Below are 18,219 nucleotides of genomic sequence, written 5' to 3'. Positions count from 1 at the left end.
ACACTATGAAAAATATTTTAAAAGCAATTGGTTATATCATACTTGGAATATTAATGTTTTGGGGAATAATGTATATTTTTTGGCAAATGTTTACTACAGCAGAAAATGAAGTGTTTATCTTGCCAAATGATTATGAAGGAGCTGTAATTATTTTATTTGATAAAGAAAATGGACAGCCTGAAAAATATGATAACAAGGGAAATAGACTGTATATAGTATCAGAAAGTGGAATACTTGAAACAAAATTTAAATTTCAACAAGGTTCAAGAAAAATGGAGTATTTTCAAAAAAATGGCAAACAATTAAAATATTTATTACCTTCGGATACTGTTTGGAATGATACCATAAACAATCAAAAAAATGACACAATTTATGTTTTCAAAGCGTCTTATTCAGATAATTTTTGGTTTCTTGTTGGAAAAATAAAAAATATAGATTCTTTACAAAAAGAAATGGATAAGAAATGGCAGTTGTATTTTGATTTACTTGAGTTGGATAAGTTTAAAAAGTGATTGGATTAAAGATGTTTACCACACAAGGAAAAATTTATTATCTTTACGACGCCACAGGCAAAAGAATACAAAAACGCATACAACCCAACCAAGGAGCAGTTGTAATCACCGATTATTTCGGAGAGTTTCAATACGAAAACGGCATATTGCAGTTTTTCGCACAGCCAGAAGGCTATGTAAAACCACATAACGGAGCATTTTTGTATGTCTATCAGTACAAAGACCATTTGGGTAATATCCGTTTGAGTTACGCCGATGTAAATGACAATGGAGTTATTGAACCAGCAAGTGAAATTCTTGAGGAGAGTAATTACTACCCATTCGGTTTAAAACACCAAGGATATAATGAAATCACCAATGTAAATAAAAGCATTGCCGCAGAAAAATACAAATTTGGAGGCAAAGAATGGAACGACGAGTTAGGATTGAATTTGTACGATTTTCATGCAAGGAATTATGATGCAGCGATAGGGCGAACAACCACTTACGACCCAATGGCAGAGGAGTTTTATAGATTATCGCCACAATCGTTTTTGAATAATAATCCGATAAATTTTGTAGATCCTACAGGGATGGTGGCTTTCCCTGCCGATAGTTACGGTAGAAACTTGTTAATGACAGGGGCAGCTTTCAACTTTTCTTATTTTGGAGAAGAACAATTTAAAGGAGAAGGAGTTGAGAATGACTATCAATTAGATAGAGAGTCTGGAAGAATAACACTTGTAAATAAAACGGATGACAACTTTGACAGATTGATAGAAAAAAAAGATGATAACAATGAAAAGGTGATTATCGATAATATTCCTAAAGGTATTTTAAGAAACGGGTTAAACCTTAAAACGATAGATAATTCTTTTATTGTAAATCTGCCAGGAACGCCAAGTATAGAAGATTTTAATAGATTTATTTCTAGATTTACAGATTACATAAAAACAGAAATAGCAGGTATAAGGCTTGGTAATGAAACTAGCAATCCAAATGTTTATGAAGTAATTACTTACAAATATAAAAATAATACTAGAGATTATTCACAAACACCTGAGGAATGGTTAAAAATAACTTTTGGAAAAAGACTTAAAAGCTCATTTTCACACGCATCCTTTTTATGATCATGTAGCATCAGAAAGAGACCTTAAAAATAAATCTATAAATACAAATATTAAATATTATATAGTATCTGGAGGGTATGAAAAAGAATATTAATTTTATTTTTACACTTTTGAGTAGTGTATTATTTGTAAGCTGCATAGTAACAAAATCAACTAAAAAAAGAAATTTTGATCGAGACGAAATCATTGAAATGATCATTAAAAATTATGCTAAAAAATATAAAACTCCTAAAGTTTTTTTAGAAGAACGAAATAATAAAGAGTTTGATGTATTTGAAGTTAATATATATGAAGAAAATACCGATCATTTTGTGATAGGAATTTCTCCAAGAAATTATAAAATAGGGATAGAACATGAGTACGATACTATTTCGTATAAAATAATTGCTTCATATCCGAGTAAATCTAATTTCATTACAATATATCCCGATGATTCAATTGGAAAAGTACCAAAAGGCAACCTTCCTAATAGATATGTTATAGAGAAAAGAAAATTATTTTTATGGCAAGATTCTATTACACCACTGTCAAGAGAAATAGTAGAAGCAATTAATAGTTATGGGGTATTAGATTCTACTGTGATAAAAAAACATTTGGGATTGTTACCTAAAGATTATAAAGAGCTTCATTTAGTAGAGTTTGATAATCGAATAGTAGGAGATAAGTACTATTTTTGTAAAAACAAACGAAAATTTAAAATAGTGAGAAGTAATAAAGCATATAATACATACGAACCTCCTAAATTGAAATGTAACTAATAACACCAAGACTACAACGAAGTAGCAAACGCCAACCGAAGCATCGCCGCTGAAAAATACAAATTCGGAGGCAAAGAATGGAACGATGAATTAGGACTGAATTTGTATGACTTTCATGCAAGGAATTATGATGCAGCGATTGGTAGGTGGCTAAATGTAGATCCGTTGGCGGAAAACTCCAAACGATGGACACCATACAATTACACCTACAACAATCCCGTTTTCTTTATCGACCCCGACGGAATGCAAGCCTTTCCAACGGATAGTTACGGAAGAAATTTGTCAATGACGGGGGCTTCATTTGAGTTTTCGTATTTTGGGGATGGGTGGGGAAAAAAAGATAATACATGGGAATTTAATGAAAATATAACGGCTGATAATTATAAAGATTTAGGATATGATAAATATATGGAGTCTGGAAATGTATTTAGTACAACAAATAATGTTGCAGATGGTAGATATAATTTTTCTTTAAATTCAGACGGTACAGTAACTAATCAATATGGGCAACAAATGAATTTTAGTTTTACGACTAAAGGAGGCACGACTATATCACCAATGGTTAATCAACAGACTCAATTTACTGAGATTTTTAACGAAACAAAGAATGTGATTTCTGAACTAAACAACTCTTCTGAACTTATGCAAATTTTAGGTAATAATTCGACTTCATTACTTAAATACGGAGGACAAATTAGTAAAGTTAATACAGCTTTTGGTGTAACAAAACCATTCGTAGATTATTCTAATAATAACATAGGTATTGGAAGAACTGTTTATCGCTCGAGTGGTGTATTAATTGGTACTATAGCATCAGTAAAAGTAGGTTCTGCAATTGGCACTGCAACAACTCCAGGTATAGGTACTGCTGCGGGGGCTGCAACTGGATTAATAATGGGAGCAGGATTTAATACAATGGAACAGGCTTATGATATTATTTCAAGAGATTTAAAATCAGGTTTTAATCAATTTATTAATCAAATTAATGCTAATATATCTAAATATCACTAATAAAATATGGAAAATAAAATCACAATAAAATCACAATTAAGAAAACTATCATTTCTAATTATATATATGATATTGTTTATATTTTTGTTTTATTTTACTTATAGCATAAAATATATGTCTATTGTGTCATTATTATTGCTAGGATTATTTACCTTTCCAACAATATACATTCATTATAATTACTATAAGAATATAAGAGGTGAAATTTTAATTTTTGAAAATGAAAAAATAATAATAAAATCATCAAGGAATAATAGTGTTATTGTAATTAATATATCTGATATTATTAATATTAGTGTTTTTATGTCTGGAGCTAGAATATCTAATATAGTTAATAGAAATTTTGCTTTTGAAAATTATTATTATTATGAAATTAAATCTAAAAATAATGAAATAATAATTATTAATTCATTATACAATGAAAATTTAGATTTAATGTTTAAAAAAACATATCCATTTTTAAAAATAGAAATTATAGAAGTTTATTATCCTTTAATTAAAAATTAATAAACCTGTATAGTTATTCAAGTACAATCATTTGAACCAACCTGTAGAGATACAGTTGCCACAAGGAAAAATTTATTACCTTTACAACGCCACAGGCAAAAGAATACAAAAACGCATACAACCCCACCAAGGAGCAGTTGTAACCACCGATTATTTCGGAGAATTCCAATACGAAAACGGCGTATTACAATTTTTCGCTCACCCTGAGGGCTATGTAAAACCACACAACGGCGGTTATTTGTATGTATATCAGTACAAAGACCATTTAGATAATGTTCGCCTAAGCTATGCCGATGTAAATAACAATGGCATAATAGAACCAAATTCAGAGATACTTGAGGAGAGTAATTACTATCCATTTGGTTTAAAACACCAAGGATATAATGAAATCACCAATATAAATAAAAACATCGCCGCCGAGAAATACAAATTCGGTGACAAAGAATGGAACGACGAGTTAGGCTTGAATTTGTATGATTTTCATGCGAGAAATTATGACGCAGCGATTGGTAGGTGGTTGAATGTAGATCCGTTGGTAGCACAAACGCTTGAACCATATCAATATTGTGGAAACAATCCCATAATGTTTAAAGACCCAACAGGAATGATAAAAGAAGATGTGATTATTACAGGGAATATGACTCAAGAGGCGTTTGATAGTTTACAAAATACTGTATCAAATGAATTAATATTATCTATTGATTCAAATGGGAAATTAGGAGTTAGTAGGATTAGTGAAAATGATTTATCTCAAGGAGCAAACGACTTATTTAACGCAATAAATGATAAGAATATTACTGTCAATATAGACGCAAGTGATGATATTTATAATAGTAATAATATGTCATTTAGAACAGGTAATTTTATGGGTGCTAAATATGAATCAAATGGAAAAGTTAGTACAAATCAAGAAATAAATCCGGGCTTTTTGAACAAACTAGATATGGCAAATGACTTTTCTAAAGGGAGGTCAATTCTTCACGAAGTTACAGAGTCGTATTTAGCAGGTAAGATTGTTTTAAATGAAAAAAATAGTGTTGGTCCTGCAACTATGGGAGATGCAAACAATCCAAATTCTGTTTATTATAGAGCCCATAATTCTGCAATATCTCCCGGAGGTAATTTAAGAATTGAGCCAACTGATATTAAAGATGGTTTTCCTCAAAGGATAAATTTTTACACTGGAAATAATGGGGATAAACTTTTCCATTTTTATAAATTTGAATTTTAAAATAATTATACTATGATAGCATTTTTTATTAGCTTTTTTTTACTGTTTCAAACATGTAATAAAGATTTCTATGAAATATGTGAAATAAAAAGAACAGGAGAAATTAATATTATTTACGCAAAAAAAGAAAATAGGTTGTATAAATTTATATCTTTTGAAACAAACTCCTCAAGAAAAAAAGGAAAAAAAATAAAAAAAGGGAGAAAATATAAATTATTGAAAGAATCTATTTTTAATATCAAAATAAATGATAATGGAAAAATAATTGTTTTAGAAAATCATATAAATATAGATTGTATCATAGTAAAAAATATCAATATTTGTAAAGAATATGATGTCGGAATTAATGATGTTTATATGTCAGAAAACCTTCAAGGATTATATTACATAAAATAAAAAATAAGCCTATATAAATATTTATTACCGATGGACACCATACAATTACACCTACAACAATCCCGTTTTCTTTATCGACCCCGACGGAATGCAAGCCTTTCCAACGGATAGCTACGGAAGAAATTTATTGATGACGGGAGCTGCTTTTAATTTTTCGTATTTTGGGGATGGGTGGATTAAATCTACCAATGACAACGGTACGGATACTTATACCTATGATGCAACAATTACATCTCAAAAAGAAGTTGATACCTTTTTACCAGGTAAAGAATACATGGGAGAAAATTTCGATTTAATAGGCACACATATTAGAACGAATCAGAAAGCCTATCATTATGAATTCAAAGGCAATAAAGTTTACAAAAATGGAAAACTATTAGACTTAACAAACAATCATACAACCAAAGGAGGTTCAATGGTTATGAACCCTGAAAAACGAGGAGGTGAATTTACAGAATTCTCACTTGGAGGTGCTGCGGGTGGAGGGATAGGATTAGCTTTTGGTGTCGTAAGAGATAATTTTGGAGAAAGTTCATTCTATTTCACATTTAGTGGTTATGCAGGATTAGGAGGTGGATTGGGAATAAATTCGGGAGTAATTTCACCAACAAATAACCAAACTTTTTCAGTAAATGATTTTTCTGGAAGTGGTAATTCGTGGAGTATAAATGTTGGATTTTTATCTTACGAAAGAGGAGGTACTCAAGGTAATGGATTTGAAAATTATGGTATTCCTACAGAACAAAACAGAAGAGCTTATATTTATAATGCTGGTTCACAATCAGGACATTACCCATCTTTTCAAATAAAAGATGTACACCCTTGGTTTAAAGGAATAAATGTAGGAGGAATGATAACTGAATCTAAAACTTGGGTGTATTAATTATGAGAAGAGGAGGAAATGAATGGTTTATGGTTGTTTTCTTTATAGGAGTATTAATATTACTGTACTTTGAAGTTTATAAGAAGGATCTTTTATACTACTTGGACAAAAGTTATCAAGTAGAAATTGAAGATAGTTATAACGGAATAATCATAAAAAAATATGCAGATAAAGTAAATCATAATAGTTCGATGGTTGAATTTTCAGACGGTACAAATAGAGGAATTCATCCATATTTTTGGGGGAAGATGGAGGTTGGCGATTCTATCAGCAAAGTAAAAGGTGATTCCATAATTCAAGTTTTTCGTAATGACGAAAAAATTTTAATCGAAATAGCTCCTTTTTATAGAAAAGCAATAGAAGAAGAGAAAGAAAGGAAGATGAACAAGTGATAGCCACAGGCAAAAGAATACAAAAACGCATACAACCCAACCAAGGAGCAGTAACAACCACCGATTATTTCGGAGAATTCCAATACGAAAACGGTGTATTACAATTTTTCGCTCACTCAGAGGGATATGTAAAACCACACAATGGAGGTTATTTGTATGTATATCAGTACAAAGACCATTTAGGAAATATCCGTTTGAGTTATGCCGACCTCAATCAAAACGGCAGTATTGAACCCACAAGTGAAATCATCGACGAGGCGAATTATTACCCATTTGGATTGCAACACGAGGGGTATAATATGATGGGGAATGTCAATAGCAACAAAGCAGCGGAGAAATATAAATTTAATGGAATTGAATATGAAGACAATTTAGGATTTGGATTTTATGAAATGGATCTCAGACATTACAATCCAAGCATAGCTCGTTGGGTAATACAAGACCCTGTCATTCATTATGAATACTCACCTTACAATGCATTTGACAACAATCCTGTATATTGGAGCGACCCAAGTGGAGCAGATGCAACTTCTATTTATCACAATGGAGAAGAGGTAATTATTACAAATTGAGCCATTCTCATGAATTAAAAAATGGATATACAAAAACAGAATTTTTTTATGATACAACAGGTACATTAACGAGCTTTGTTATTGGAAGTCAAATAGGAGGAGTACAAGGAGCTATTGTGGGTGTTTTAGTAGGAGCTACTTTTGATGTAACAAAAGGAGCATATCAAGCTTCTAAACCTGGGTTTTTGGATGGTTATAATCGTTTTATTGATTCGGCTATATCAAATTGGATGAAGTATAACATAAAATAATTATTAACATGAAAATATCATTTTTCAAAATTTTAAAATTTCTATTTCCTTTATTTATTGCAAATAGTGTAATCATAGGTATATTCTACTATTGGTTTTCGGATATAACATTTGAATCAGAAAAAGATAATAATTTTATCATTGGGATACTATTGATTGTGATTATACCTATCATTCCACAACTCGTTTTATTGATTAATCATTATTTATACGACAAAAATACTCATATTTGTTTTAAAAAAAATCAGTTGATTATTAATAAAAATGGTAAAACAATTACAATAAATCAAGAAAATATTTGTAATTGGGAATTGGTATGTACAGCAACTAAATCATTAAATAGTTCTATCAAATATTGGTTAATAGATAATTTATTTTTCATAAAAATATATTTAAAAGAAGAAGAAGAAAAACCTATAAAATTATCTTGTTTGTTAGATTCTAAAATAGACCAATTGTTTAATGAACATTTTGGAGAATTTAGAGAAAACAATCAAATAAGATTTTTTCCTTATATGGAAGATTAATTGATAAAAATTGAAAACATAAAAAATTTTGTAATAATGATTGAAAATCAGCTTTTATATTAAAAATATCAAAAACTTTTCAAAATAGTGCTTTTGTAGTTTTCACATCTTAAACTCTTTTGTATATTTGCGAATTGTAGACTTTTTCTATTCAATAAGTAGAAAAATGTTTGGTCAAATCCGATGACTTTTGTCTAAAGAATTTGAAAATTTCAACAGATAGCAATAAAAATTGTATGAAAAAAATAGTATTTGCCCTATCGTTGGTATGCTTTAGTATGAATTCTCACGCTCAAATCAATGAATTGGGAATCGTTGTGGGGGTTATCAATACCATCACAGATATAGGATCTACTAAATATATCAATCCAAAGGATTTTGGATTTGGATTTCAATACCGATGGAATAGAAGCCCAAGACATTCTTGGCGTTTAAACTATTCCAACCTTTCTATTTCGGGGGCAGACAAAGATTCGGATATGGCATTTAGAAAAGCAAGAAACTATCATTTTTCCAACAAAATCCATGAGTTTTCTGCTGGTTTAGAATTCAACTTTTTCCCTTTTGACTTGCATAATGAGTGGGTGGGTTTTACACCATATATGCACTTGGGAATCGCCGCAATTTCATACAATGAATCCTTTTTTACAAATGATGTACAGGTAAAAAACGATACGTACAAATTTACTCCTGCCGTTCCTTTTGCCTTGGGATTGAAAACGCAACTGAGAAAACGATTGGTGTTCAGTGCCGAAGTAGGTGCAAGATACACCTTTACAGACAATCTAGACGGAAGCCATCCTGGTATAAATGCTCTAAATTTTGGTAATCCTACTAGTAACGACTGGTATATGTTTACCAAAATTGCTATTACCTATACCTTTGGAAAAAATCCTTGCTATTGTACACCGATTAATTTTTAAGGAAATTAGTAATTATTTTGTTTCACACGTTTGCCGCCTCTTGTCACCCTAAGCTAAGTCGAAGGAAAGAAAGGTAATCGAAGAGTGGAATATGTAAAATTTATTTTAGCAATTCCCAATAATTATCGGAACTCGGTGGTAAAAAAATAGATATAGCTATGTGGTAAAAAAAAGAAACCTAAACAAATGAAATACACAGAAAATATACAATTAGACAAATTGCCTCAACACATCGGCATCATCATGGACGGAAACGGTCGGTGGGCAAAAAAATGGGGCTTTTTGCGTAATATCGGACACGAAAACGGTGTAAAAACTGTAAAAAAAATAGTGAAATACTGTGCTCAAATAGGCGTTCCTCATTTGACATTATACGCTTTCAGTACTGAAAACTGGAACCGTCCAGCTATTGAGGTAAACGCCTTGATGAAATTGATGTCTTTTGCATTGAAAAACGAAATTAAAAGTTTTGTTGAAAACGATATTCGATTCAATGTCATCGGAAACATCGACGATTTACCATCTGAAGTGAGTAAAGAACTCAAAAAAGCAATGGAAGTGACCAAAAACGGTAAACGCATGACACTAAGCGTTGCATTGAGTTATGGTTCCCGTGATGAAATCACTCAAGTTGTGAAAAAAATAGCTCAAAAAGTACAAAATGGGGAATTAGCTATTGATGCAATTTCCGAAGATACCATTTCACAAAATCTGTTTACACACGACATTCCAGATGTAGACTTGATGATTCGTACCAGTGGCGAACAGAGAATCAGTAATTTCCTTTTGTGGCAATTGGCATATTCAGAATTGTACTTTACCGAAACTCTTTGGCCAGATTTTGACGAAGAAGGATTGGCAGAGGCGATTTACAATTTTCAAAATAGAGAAAGACGCTTTGGTAAAACAAGCGAACAACTAACTAAATAAAAGAATTTCAAAGTGATGTATCAAAAAAGTTTGAAATACATATCTGTATTGTTTTTTAGTACAAGTGTATCATTGTACGCTCAAGAAGAAACAATCGCAACAGAAACAACTACCGAAACAATCGCAACAGACGAATTTGGAATCAAAACCTATACATTGGGAGAAATTACCATCAGCGGTAACATCTATTTCAACCCAATGACTATTCAGACCTTCACTGGCTTGCAAAAAGGACAAAACATCCACTTGCCTGGAGACGAACTGTCTGATGCTATCAAAAAACTTTGGAATCTAGAATATTTTAGCGATATCAAAATATACGAAAAAAATATCATTGGAAATGTATTGGATATCGAAATCTATTTAGAAGAACTTCCTCGATTGAAAAATGTAGAAATCACTGGTTTGAAAAAATCGAAAAAAGAGGAAATTCTAAAAGAAATGAAATTTGCCTACGAGGAAACTACTGGTAAAAACAATAATAAGAAATTGAAAATCATTGAAGGCAAAATCATCAATGAAAATTTGATTGCCAATACGCGTAATTTCCTTCTAAACAAATACAGAAAAAACGGTTATTACAACGCCCAAGTTGAAATCAAAACAGTTCAATCTCCTACCAATAAAAAGGAAGCGAGCTTACACATCGATATCAACAAAGGTAAGAAAGTACGAATTGAAAAAATCCAATTTAACGGAAATAATCAATTGGCTGATGGAAAATTGAAAAAATCAATGAAGAAAACCAAACAGAGAAGTCCTTTGAACCCTCTGCGTATTTTCACACCATCAAAATTTATTGCCAAAGAATACGAAAAAGACCTTGAAAATCTCGTAGATAAATACAAAGAAAACGGTTTTAGAGACGCTCGTGTTGTAAGCGAAAAAGCTACTTACAACCCACAAACCAACCGTATGAATATCGATATTCAAATCGAAGAAGGTAAAAAATATTTTATCGGAGATATTCGTTTTATTGGAAACACGGTATATTCTGATTATCAACTAAAAAGAGTCATCGGATTTGAAAAAGGTGATTTGTACAACGGAGTATTACTGAACAAACGTGTAAATGATATCAACGACCCAGACGGAAACAATATCGGAAACATGTACCAAAACAATGGTTATTTATTTTCGCGTATTAATTTACTTGAACGTCAAACACATAATGACACTATCGACTTTGACGTGAGAATTTCCGAAGGTACAGTTGCTCGTTTCAACAATGTTACCGTTTCTGGAAATGACAAAACCAAAGATTACATCATTTTACGTGAATTAAGTACTATCCCAGGACAAAAATGGGATCGTTCAAACATCTTTGAATCTATGCGTAGATTACAGAGTATGAACATATTTGATGCACAAAACATTGTTCCAGATGTAAAAAATGCCGACCCTGTGAGCTCTACAGTTGATATAGATTGGCAAGTAGTAGAACACGGACAGAGCCAAGTAGAAGTACAAGGGGGGTACGGAGGTCGTACATTTATTGGTACAGTAGCCCTTTCGTTCAACAATTTCTCTATCAGAAATATTTTCAACAAAAAGGCCTATACACCATTCCCTATGGGAGATGCACAAAAATTCTCAGTTAGAGCACAAGCATCTACCTATTTTACAACATTGAGTTTGAGTTTCCAAGAACCTTGGTTTGGAGGTAGAAAACCAATCTCATTATTTGGTTCGATTTCGTATAGTAAACAATCTGCATTTGATCCATACACATACAAAATTGACCGTTCGCAAGGATTGGCAATTACATCGGTAAATATAGGTTTAGCAAAACGTTTGGCTGACCCAATCTTTACCTTGTCACACTCATTAAGTTATCAAAACTATAATTTGAACAATTACAACTTGTCATATTTGGCGTTTAACAACGGTTATTCAAAGAATTTGGCTTACAACATCGAATTGACAAGAGACAACAGAGGCGGATTACACCCAGCAATTTTTCCATCAGCTGGTTCTATAATGAGTATTTCAGGTAAATTTACATTCCCATATTCATTGGTAAACGGAGTAAATTATGCCGATTTAGAAAATCAAAGAGAGTACAAAACGGTAACCACTACTTTGACTTCTCATCCAGTAACAGGAGCTGATATTCCAATTGGTACCTACATAGACGCTAATGGATACCCTGTAGCCGATTACAGAGATGCCGCACCAAACCAAACAAAAATCGACCAAAAACGATTCAATTGGTTGGAATATTACAAATTCAATTTCAAAGCCGATTGGTACACTCTGTTAGTTGACAAATTGGTATTGCGTTCTACAGGACAGTTTGGATTTATAGGTGCCTACAACCAAGACAGAGGATTGATTCCATTCGAAAGATATTTCTTAGGAGGAAGTGGAATGATGAACTTTGCATTGGATGGTAGAGAAAACATCGCATTGAGAGGTTATGAAGACAATCAGTTAAACCAGAAAAACAATACAGGAATGCCTATTGGAGGTACTGCGTATAACAAATTCTCATTAGAATTGCGTTATCCAATTACCTTAAAAGCACAAATGTCTGCCTTTATATTGGGATTCTTTGATGCGGGAGCAGTATATAACGATTTCAAAACCTACAAACCATTCCAATTACAACGCTCTACAGGGGCAGGAGTACGAGTATTTATGCCGATGATTGGATTGTTGGGTATGGATTTTGGATATGGATTTGACAAGGTTCCTGGTACCAACCGCATCGGAGGATGGCAAACCCATTTTATTTTAGGACAGCAATTCTAAAAAATATGGCATACCTTTTGAAAAAATAATTATTATGAAAAAGTTTGCGTTAATTCTATTGGTTGCTCTTTCATCTATAAATTTTGCACATGCACAAGCAAAAGACAAAGTAGCAGTGATAGACACCAAATACATTTTGAAAACCATGCCCGAGGTTCGTGAAGCCGAAAACGAATTGAAAAAACGAACCAACGAATGGGATCAAATCATCCAACACAAGAAAAAAGAAATCAAAGATTTAAAAGATTTGTTGGCTGTAGAAAAAAATCTATTGACCCCACAACTCATCAGCGAAAAACAAGAAGATATCAGTATCCTTGAAACAGAGTTGCTCAATTTCCAACAAGAAAAATACGGACCCAATGGAGATTATTTTGTTCAAAAGACCAATTCGATCAAGGCAGCTCAAGACCAAATTTTTACTATCGTAAACGAAATAGTAGAAAAGAAAAAATACAGTATGGTCATTGATAAAAGCGACGAAGGCAATAGCATTATATATTCCAATTCACGATACGATATTTCTGACCAAGTCATCAAACAATTGGAAAAAAATCGCTCGAAAGGTAAACTGTCGAAAAAAGAATTGAAAGCTCTCGAAGAACAAGAAAAATTTGAGGCTCAGCAAGAAAAACAACGTGACAAACGTGAAGAGTTTGCCCAAAAGCAAAAAGAATTGCAACGATTGAAAGAAGATGAAATCATCGAAAATTATCGCAAAGAAAATCCAAACGCTGCAACCTCTTTTGTAGAAGAACAAAAAAGAAAAATAGAACAGCAAAAAGCAGAGCAACAAAAAAGAGCTGAAGAAGCAAAGCAATTGCAAATCAAGAAGATTGAAGAACAAAAGAAAAAAATAGAAGAGCAAAAAGCTAAAGCAGAAGCAGCTAAAAAGAAAGCCATCGAAGAAGCCGAAAAGAAAAAACAACAAATCCTCGATGAAAAGAAAAAACAAGAGGAAAAACAAAGAAAGGCTATCGAAGAGCAAAAGAAAAAACAAGAAGAGCTTGCGAGAAAACAATTGTTAAAGAAAATTGAGTTAGAAAAAGTAAAACAACAAAAACTCAATGAACGAAAAAAACAAATAGAAGCTCAAAAGAAACAAGTCGAAGCTAAAAAAGCAAAGAGAAAAAAAGAAATAGAAGAGCAAAAAAAGAAAATAGAAAAAGAACAAAAGGAAAAACAAAAAGAACAGCAACGCAAGTTGAAAGAACAACAGAAACAAAAAGAAAAGGAACAAAAACAAAAAGTAAAATCAACAAATAAATAATTATAACAAACATGAAACAAATCAGAAACATTTTTGCAGCAGCAGTGTTATTTTTAGGAACACAATTTACAACGTCAGCACAAGATAAAATTGCACATGTAAACTTTGCAGAGTTGGTACAAGCGATGCCTGAAACAGCAGCAGCACAAAAAACTTTGACAGATTTACAAGCTAAATACAAATCTGACTACGACAAAATGGTAAACGAGTTCCAAACTAAAGCTACAAAATACCAAAAAGAAGCTCCTACGGCAGGAGATGCAACAAATCAAGCACGTTCTAAAGAGTTGCAAGAAGCTGAAATGCGAATTGCTCAATTTGAACAAACAGCTGCTCAAGAAATTCAGAAAAAATCTATTGAATTAAACAACCCTATCATGGACAAAGCGTTTAAAGCAGTAGAAAAAGTATCAAACACGGGTGGATATACTTACGTTTTTGACTCTGGTTCTGGATTAATCATTGCTAAAGGTAAAGACTTGATGGCAGAAGTAAAAAAAGAATTAGGTATCAAATAATTTACACAATCTATAAAAAACTCGAGCAAATTGCTCGAGTTTTTTTGTATAATATCAATAGTTCTTAATTTTAGATTTACTAAAAATCACTCTTCCTTGACACTCGGTAGGAATCTAAACACAAATTGACATACGAAATTACAATGCTTACATAAAAATAAAAAATCCTGTCCAGAAATACTATTGGACAGGATTTTTGAATAGTAAAATTATTTCAATAAAAAAACACAACTTCTTATTATAATTCTCTAAAGATTTTGTGCATCAATCGACTGGTATCATTGATACATTCCTCAAGCGAAATCATCGACTCCGTATGCCTAATTCCTTCGATGTCGTTGATTTGATAAATTACATCTTTCGCATGTACTTTGTCTTTTGCTCTAAGCTGAATAAACAAATCATATTTTCCAGTGATAATATGAGCTACTACTACATAAGGAATCTTTCCGATACGCTCCAATATAAAATTGGTCTGAGCAGTATTTTCCAAAATGATTCCAACATAAGCTACAAACGTATAGCCTATTTTGTCATAATCTACAGTAAGAGTAGAACCTTGGATAATCCCAGCATCTTCCATTTTTTTTACTCTGACATGTACTGTTCCTGCAGACATATCCAACGCTTTTGCTATATCAGTAAATGGAACACGTGTATTCTCAATTAACATATCCAAAATTGTGTGGTCGATTTCGTCTAAACGTACTTTGTTCATAATTTTTTATTTTTTCTTTTCTTTTATTAACAAATATAACATTTTATTTTGATTTAGAAAAAAATCGTTAAATTTCAAACATTTAAAACAACTTACAAATTACAAAGACATAAAAAATAAATTGAATATACTATATATTAGAAAATAAAAAAGTATATTTACAAACAAGCATCAATAATTAGAGCGTTTGTTTTAAAAATTGATAAACGTCATTTTCATTAAAAAATGAATAATTTTTAGCCATAATAGTTAAATGTGCATGCATCGAATGATTGGTTTCATCTCGATCAATTGTTGGTACAAAATCTATTTGTTCAGCTTTTAGCTGTTCTACAAATTGAATCATCAAATGACCATTTTTCAACAATGATGGTTCACAATACGAATACCCCTCGATTTTTATGTCATTAAACGTTTTTAAATTATTTGGAATCATTCGGTATTTTTCAACAATATCATCGCTTAAATCTTCTAAATTGTACATATAAGCAAAAGCATAAACAATTGACTGAAATACACACACGCGAGTCAATTCTCTTTGATAATCGTTGGGATAATGCCCTGCTTCAAACAAAATCGTTGGTATGCTTTTCAAGGTTAAATAATCTCCAATACAATTATCATTAAATCCATCATCAAAACGAGCTATTCGCTGACCGATTTGCTTACTCAATTGTTCATAGATTGCCACAATAACAGCCATTGCCTTCTGTCTAACTCCATTTATCGTTCGTTCTTCATTAAATGCAGGAGCCAAAAATGCCATTGTCGATGGAGTATCGCTTTCTCCAACACCAAAAATGGTTCGCTGGTCATGTAAATTCAATGCAAAATCAGGTTGAAAATCCTCTATTGCTTTTCTCAAAAGTTGACTTTCGGGTTGCGAAATAATTTTTGCATCTCGATTTAAATCTATGTTACTTGCATTGACCCTCGTGTGCATATTTGCTCCATCAGGATTGACCATCGGTAGGATACAAATCGAATAATTTTCACTGATAAAACGATAGTAATTTACATCGTGTAAAAGTGCGTACAACCAATCCATCAATCCCTTGGTTGTCGTCCCCTCATTTCCGTGCATTTGCGACCATAAAATCACACGTGTTTTTCCAGCCCCAAATTGAATTTTATACAAGGATTTTCCCTGCACACTTTGACCAATTTCTCTGATAAAAAACAAACTTTTGGGAAGTAGTTCTATCATTTTTTCAACCTCTTGCAGCCGGATATATCTCCCTTTGACAAACGGTGTCGCTATGTATTTTGTAAGCATTGGTTTATTGATTTGTTAGTACATTCAAAGATAACAATTTTTATTGTTGTATTTAATATTTACATTCAAATTTAGCGATTTACAATTGTAAACCACTGAACGAACACTCATATTTTACATTATATTATAACTATTATAATCAGATATATAAATTATTTTAAATAAAGTTTTACTTTATATTGTTTACAATTGTATATTTTTGTAATTTTACAAATGTAAACAACACAATTATTTGAATAAAATGACACAATTTTCGGACAGATTACACAAAATATTCGAAACCTTTCAACTTACATCCTCACAATTTGCCGAGTTGATTGGCATTCAAAAATCAACCGTTTCTCATCTGTTGTCCAACAGAAATAAGCCAAGTTTGGAACTCTTACTCAAAATCATCGAACACTACCCTACCCTAAATTTATACTGGTTGGCTGATGGTTCGCAAACTATGTTTTTGAATGAAAAAATCAATGAAAATTTAAGCGAAAATTTGAATCTAAATAACATTCAAAACACAGCCCATTTTGAAGAAAAAAATGATAATTTTGAAAGCGAAATTTCATCTAAAAAACAAACATTTTTTCAAGAGAAAAATCATCAACATGAGGAAGATTTTTTGAAAGAAATTACAGAAGAAAAACAAGAGGAAAATTTTCAACATATAACCTCCCTTCCTATTTTGAATAATGATGTTTTGCCTACAAAAAATGTTTCCCCTAAAAAAATAGAATCCATAGTTTATTTTTTTAGTGATGGTACATTTAAAAGATATGTCGAAAATTTGTAAATTTACATTTCAATAAAATTTAAAAATGAAAAAACAATTTGCAGTTTTATTTTGCTTGGTAGGAACATTTTCTCAGGCACAATTTACCCAACATATAAATAGTAACCGACCAAGTCTATCAATGGGAAGTTATGGCGTAGGAAAAAATGTCTTTCAAGTAGAAACGGGCTATACAATGGCAACTTATGACCACGGAAAAAGCTCAACCTATCAATTGCAAGTACGAACAGGATTGTTTTTCGAGCAATTGGAGTTTTTATTACAATCGGACTATACAACTTTTTCAAATAATCAAACCACAATCAATGGCTTTAGAAAATTGGAATTGGGTACAAAGTTGATTATTTATGATGCGTATAAAAACTATTCCGAACCCATCAATTTGTATAGTTGGAAAGCAAATCAACGTTATAAATTCAAACGATTAATACCTGCGGTGGCATTGTATGCAGGGTATCACACTCACTTTCCTAATAGTTTTTCGACTGTGGTACCCAACTACCATTGGTCGTTCCGATTAACAACACAACAACATTTGTCCCGCAAATGGACTCTAATCACCAATTGGAATTACGAACACCTGCCAACTCTACAAACGGCCTATATGGGATATATTGCAACACTTTCTTTTGCCGCAAGTCCGAAAGTGGCTTTGTTTGCCGAACATACAAAAAAATGGGGAGACTATACCTATTTATTGCCACACGAAAGAGAACTATTGCAAGGAGGAGCTACCTATAGATGGCATAAAAACCTTCAATCAGACGTTCATTTTGGGATTGGAACCAATAGTAAGGAAAAGTTTTGGACAGCAGGAATAGGGCTATCATGGAGAAATCAACGAGCTACTCAATGGAAAAATCCATATGAAAATATCAATCGTTAACATTTTAT

At 32.0% G+C, this 18,219-nt stretch carries 20 protein-coding genes and 1 pseudogene; 19 read left to right on the top strand and 2 right to left on the bottom strand.

Annotated features, from left to right (window positions below; all coding sequences use genetic code 11):
* Nucleotides 1-5 precede the first annotated feature (5 nt).
* From AB4865_RS06205 to AB4865_RS06125, 17 genes and pseudogenes are all read left to right on the top strand, one after another.
* The gene (locus AB4865_RS06205; RefSeq protein WP_372474857.1) at nt 6-512 is read left to right on the top strand and encodes a hypothetical protein; all 507 of its coding nucleotides are present in this window, start codon (nt 6-8) and stop codon (nt 510-512) included.
* Complete coding sequence (locus tag AB4865_RS06200) at nt 509-1,621, top strand: RHS repeat domain-containing protein (protein ID WP_372474856.1); 1,113 nt, start codon at nt 509-511, stop codon at nt 1,619-1,621. The genes AB4865_RS06205 and AB4865_RS06200 overlap by 4 nt, the downstream gene beginning before the upstream one ends.
* A 77-nt stretch (nt 1,622-1,698) precedes the next feature.
* Nucleotides 1,699-2,379, top strand: coding sequence for a hypothetical protein (locus AB4865_RS06195; protein ID WP_372474855.1), 681 nt, complete (start codon nt 1,699-1,701; stop codon nt 2,377-2,379).
* Between the two features lie 42 nt (nt 2,380-2,421).
* Nucleotides 2,422-3,390, top strand: a complete 969-nt coding sequence (locus AB4865_RS06190; protein ID WP_372474889.1) for an RHS repeat-associated core domain-containing protein — start codon at nt 2,422-2,424, stop codon at nt 3,388-3,390.
* A 6-nt stretch (nt 3,391-3,396) separates the two neighbouring features.
* Complete coding sequence (locus tag AB4865_RS06185) at nt 3,397-3,897, top strand: hypothetical protein (RefSeq protein WP_372474854.1); 501 nt, start codon at nt 3,397-3,399, stop codon at nt 3,895-3,897.
* A gap of 31 nt (nt 3,898-3,928) precedes the next feature.
* Nucleotides 3,929-5,128, top strand: a complete 1,200-nt coding sequence (locus tag AB4865_RS06180; protein ID WP_372474853.1) for an RHS repeat domain-containing protein — start codon at nt 3,929-3,931, stop codon at nt 5,126-5,128.
* Between the two features lie 12 nt (nt 5,129-5,140).
* Nucleotides 5,141-5,524 (top strand): hypothetical protein, encoded by a 384-nt coding sequence (locus AB4865_RS06175; RefSeq protein ID WP_372474852.1) that lies wholly within the window; start codon nt 5,141-5,143, stop codon nt 5,522-5,524.
* An 88-nt stretch (nt 5,525-5,612) separates the two neighbouring features.
* Complete coding sequence (locus tag AB4865_RS06170) at nt 5,613-6,407, top strand: hypothetical protein (protein WP_372474851.1); 795 nt, start codon at nt 5,613-5,615, stop codon at nt 6,405-6,407.
* A gap of 2 nt (nt 6,408-6,409) precedes the next feature.
* Entirely contained in the window at nt 6,410-6,799 is a 390-nt protein-coding gene (locus AB4865_RS06165; RefSeq protein WP_372474850.1) for a hypothetical protein, read from the top strand.
* Complete coding sequence (locus AB4865_RS06160) at nt 6,796-7,371, top strand: RHS repeat-associated core domain-containing protein (RefSeq protein WP_372474849.1); 576 nt, start codon at nt 6,796-6,798, stop codon at nt 7,369-7,371. Before AB4865_RS06165 ends, AB4865_RS06160 begins: the two co-directional genes overlap by 4 nt.
* On the top strand, nt 7,368-7,622 hold the full coding sequence (locus AB4865_RS06155; RefSeq protein WP_372474848.1) for a hypothetical protein: 255 nt from the start codon (nt 7,368-7,370) through the stop codon (nt 7,620-7,622). The genes AB4865_RS06160 and AB4865_RS06155 overlap by 4 nt, the downstream gene beginning before the upstream one ends.
* Before the next feature lie 8 nt (nt 7,623-7,630).
* Nucleotides 7,631-8,149, top strand: coding sequence for a hypothetical protein (locus tag AB4865_RS06150; RefSeq protein WP_372474847.1), 519 nt, complete (start codon nt 7,631-7,633; stop codon nt 8,147-8,149).
* Nucleotides 8,150-8,385: 236 nt separating this feature from the next.
* On the top strand, nt 8,386-9,072 hold the full coding sequence (locus AB4865_RS06145; RefSeq protein WP_372474846.1) for a DUF6089 family protein: 687 nt from the start codon (nt 8,386-8,388) through the stop codon (nt 9,070-9,072).
* Between the two features lie 180 nt (nt 9,073-9,252).
* Nucleotides 9,253-10,002 (top strand): annotated as a pseudogene (locus AB4865_RS06140) (isoprenyl transferase); the annotation flags it as partial.
* Nucleotides 10,003-10,032: 30 nt separating this feature from the next.
* Nucleotides 10,033-12,756 (top strand): outer membrane protein assembly factor, encoded by a 2,724-nt coding sequence (locus AB4865_RS06135; protein WP_372474845.1) that lies wholly within the window; start codon nt 10,033-10,035, stop codon nt 12,754-12,756.
* Nucleotides 12,757-12,790: 34 nt separating this feature from the next.
* Nucleotides 12,791-14,026, top strand: coding sequence for an OmpH family outer membrane protein (locus AB4865_RS06130; RefSeq protein WP_372474844.1), 1,236 nt, complete (start codon nt 12,791-12,793; stop codon nt 14,024-14,026).
* An 11-nt stretch (nt 14,027-14,037) separates the two neighbouring features.
* Nucleotides 14,038-14,544 carry an OmpH family outer membrane protein gene (locus AB4865_RS06125; protein WP_372474843.1) on the top strand — a complete coding sequence of 169 codons (507 nt, stop codon included), beginning with the start codon at nt 14,038-14,040 and terminating at the stop codon, nt 14,542-14,544.
* 238 nt (nt 14,545-14,782) lie between these two features.
* On the opposite strand, the gene AB4865_RS06120 is transcribed toward AB4865_RS06125, so the two are convergent.
* Both AB4865_RS06120 and AB4865_RS06115 read right to left on the bottom strand, forming a co-directional pair.
* The gene (locus AB4865_RS06120; protein WP_372474842.1) at nt 14,783-15,262 is read right to left on the bottom strand and encodes an Lrp/AsnC family transcriptional regulator; all 480 of its coding nucleotides are present in this window, start codon (nt 15,260-15,262) and stop codon (nt 14,783-14,785) included.
* A gap of 178 nt (nt 15,263-15,440) precedes the next feature.
* Entirely contained in the window at nt 15,441-16,538 is a 1,098-nt protein-coding gene (locus tag AB4865_RS06115) for a M14 family zinc carboxypeptidase (RefSeq protein WP_372474841.1), read from the bottom strand.
* 241 nt (nt 16,539-16,779) lie between these two features.
* On the opposite strand from AB4865_RS06115, the gene AB4865_RS06110 reads away from it, so the two are divergent.
* A complete protein-coding gene (locus tag AB4865_RS06110) occupies nt 16,780-17,325 on the top strand; it encodes a helix-turn-helix domain-containing protein (protein ID WP_372474840.1) in 546 nt (181 codons plus the stop codon).
* A gap of 25 nt (nt 17,326-17,350) precedes the next feature.
* The gene (locus AB4865_RS06105) at nt 17,351-18,211 is read left to right on the top strand and encodes a transporter (RefSeq protein WP_372474839.1); all 861 of its coding nucleotides are present in this window, start codon (nt 17,351-17,353) and stop codon (nt 18,209-18,211) included.
* Nucleotides 18,212-18,219: the final 8 nt, after the last annotated feature.

The sequence above is a fragment of the Capnocytophaga sp. ARDL2 genome (assembly GCF_041530365.1).
GTDB lineage: Bacteria > Bacteroidota > Bacteroidia > Flavobacteriales > Flavobacteriaceae > Flavobacterium.
Note: the sequence above shows the minus strand (reverse complement) of the source record. Positions and strands in the feature narration are given on the sequence as shown.

What these genes read in the sequence shown, in the direction of transcription:
- AB4865_RS06205 (WP_372474857.1), top strand. Translation starts at nt 6, where the DNA reads ATGAAAAATATTTTAAAAGCAATTGGTTATATCATACTTGGAATATTA.
- AB4865_RS06195 (WP_372474855.1), top strand. Translation starts at nt 1,699, where the DNA reads ATGAAAAAGAATATTAATTTTATTTTTACACTTTTGAGTAGTGTATTA.
- AB4865_RS06185 (WP_372474854.1), top strand. Translation starts at nt 3,397, where the DNA reads ATGGAAAATAAAATCACAATAAAATCACAATTAAGAAAACTATCATTT.
- AB4865_RS06175 (WP_372474852.1), top strand. Translation starts at nt 5,141, where the DNA reads ATGATAGCATTTTTTATTAGCTTTTTTTTACTGTTTCAAACATGTAAT.
- AB4865_RS06170 (WP_372474851.1), top strand. Translation starts at nt 5,613, where the DNA reads ATGCAAGCCTTTCCAACGGATAGCTACGGAAGAAATTTATTGATGACG.
- AB4865_RS06165 (WP_372474850.1), top strand. Translation starts at nt 6,410, where the DNA reads ATGAGAAGAGGAGGAAATGAATGGTTTATGGTTGTTTTCTTTATAGGA.
- AB4865_RS06150 (WP_372474847.1), top strand. Translation starts at nt 7,631, where the DNA reads ATGAAAATATCATTTTTCAAAATTTTAAAATTTCTATTTCCTTTATTT.
- AB4865_RS06145 (WP_372474846.1), top strand. Translation starts at nt 8,386, where the DNA reads ATGAAAAAAATAGTATTTGCCCTATCGTTGGTATGCTTTAGTATGAAT.
- AB4865_RS06130 (WP_372474844.1), top strand. Translation starts at nt 12,791, where the DNA reads ATGAAAAAGTTTGCGTTAATTCTATTGGTTGCTCTTTCATCTATAAAT.
- AB4865_RS06125 (WP_372474843.1), top strand. Translation starts at nt 14,038, where the DNA reads ATGAAACAAATCAGAAACATTTTTGCAGCAGCAGTGTTATTTTTAGGA.
- AB4865_RS06120 (WP_372474842.1), bottom strand. Translation starts at nt 15,262, where the DNA reads ATGAACAAAGTACGTTTAGACGAAATCGACCACACAATTTTGGATATG.
- AB4865_RS06115 (WP_372474841.1), bottom strand. Translation starts at nt 16,538, where the DNA reads ATGCTTACAAAATACATAGCGACACCGTTTGTCAAAGGGAGATATATC.
- AB4865_RS06110 (WP_372474840.1), top strand. Translation starts at nt 16,780, where the DNA reads ATGACACAATTTTCGGACAGATTACACAAAATATTCGAAACCTTTCAA.
- AB4865_RS06105 (WP_372474839.1), top strand. Translation starts at nt 17,351, where the DNA reads ATGAAAAAACAATTTGCAGTTTTATTTTGCTTGGTAGGAACATTTTCT.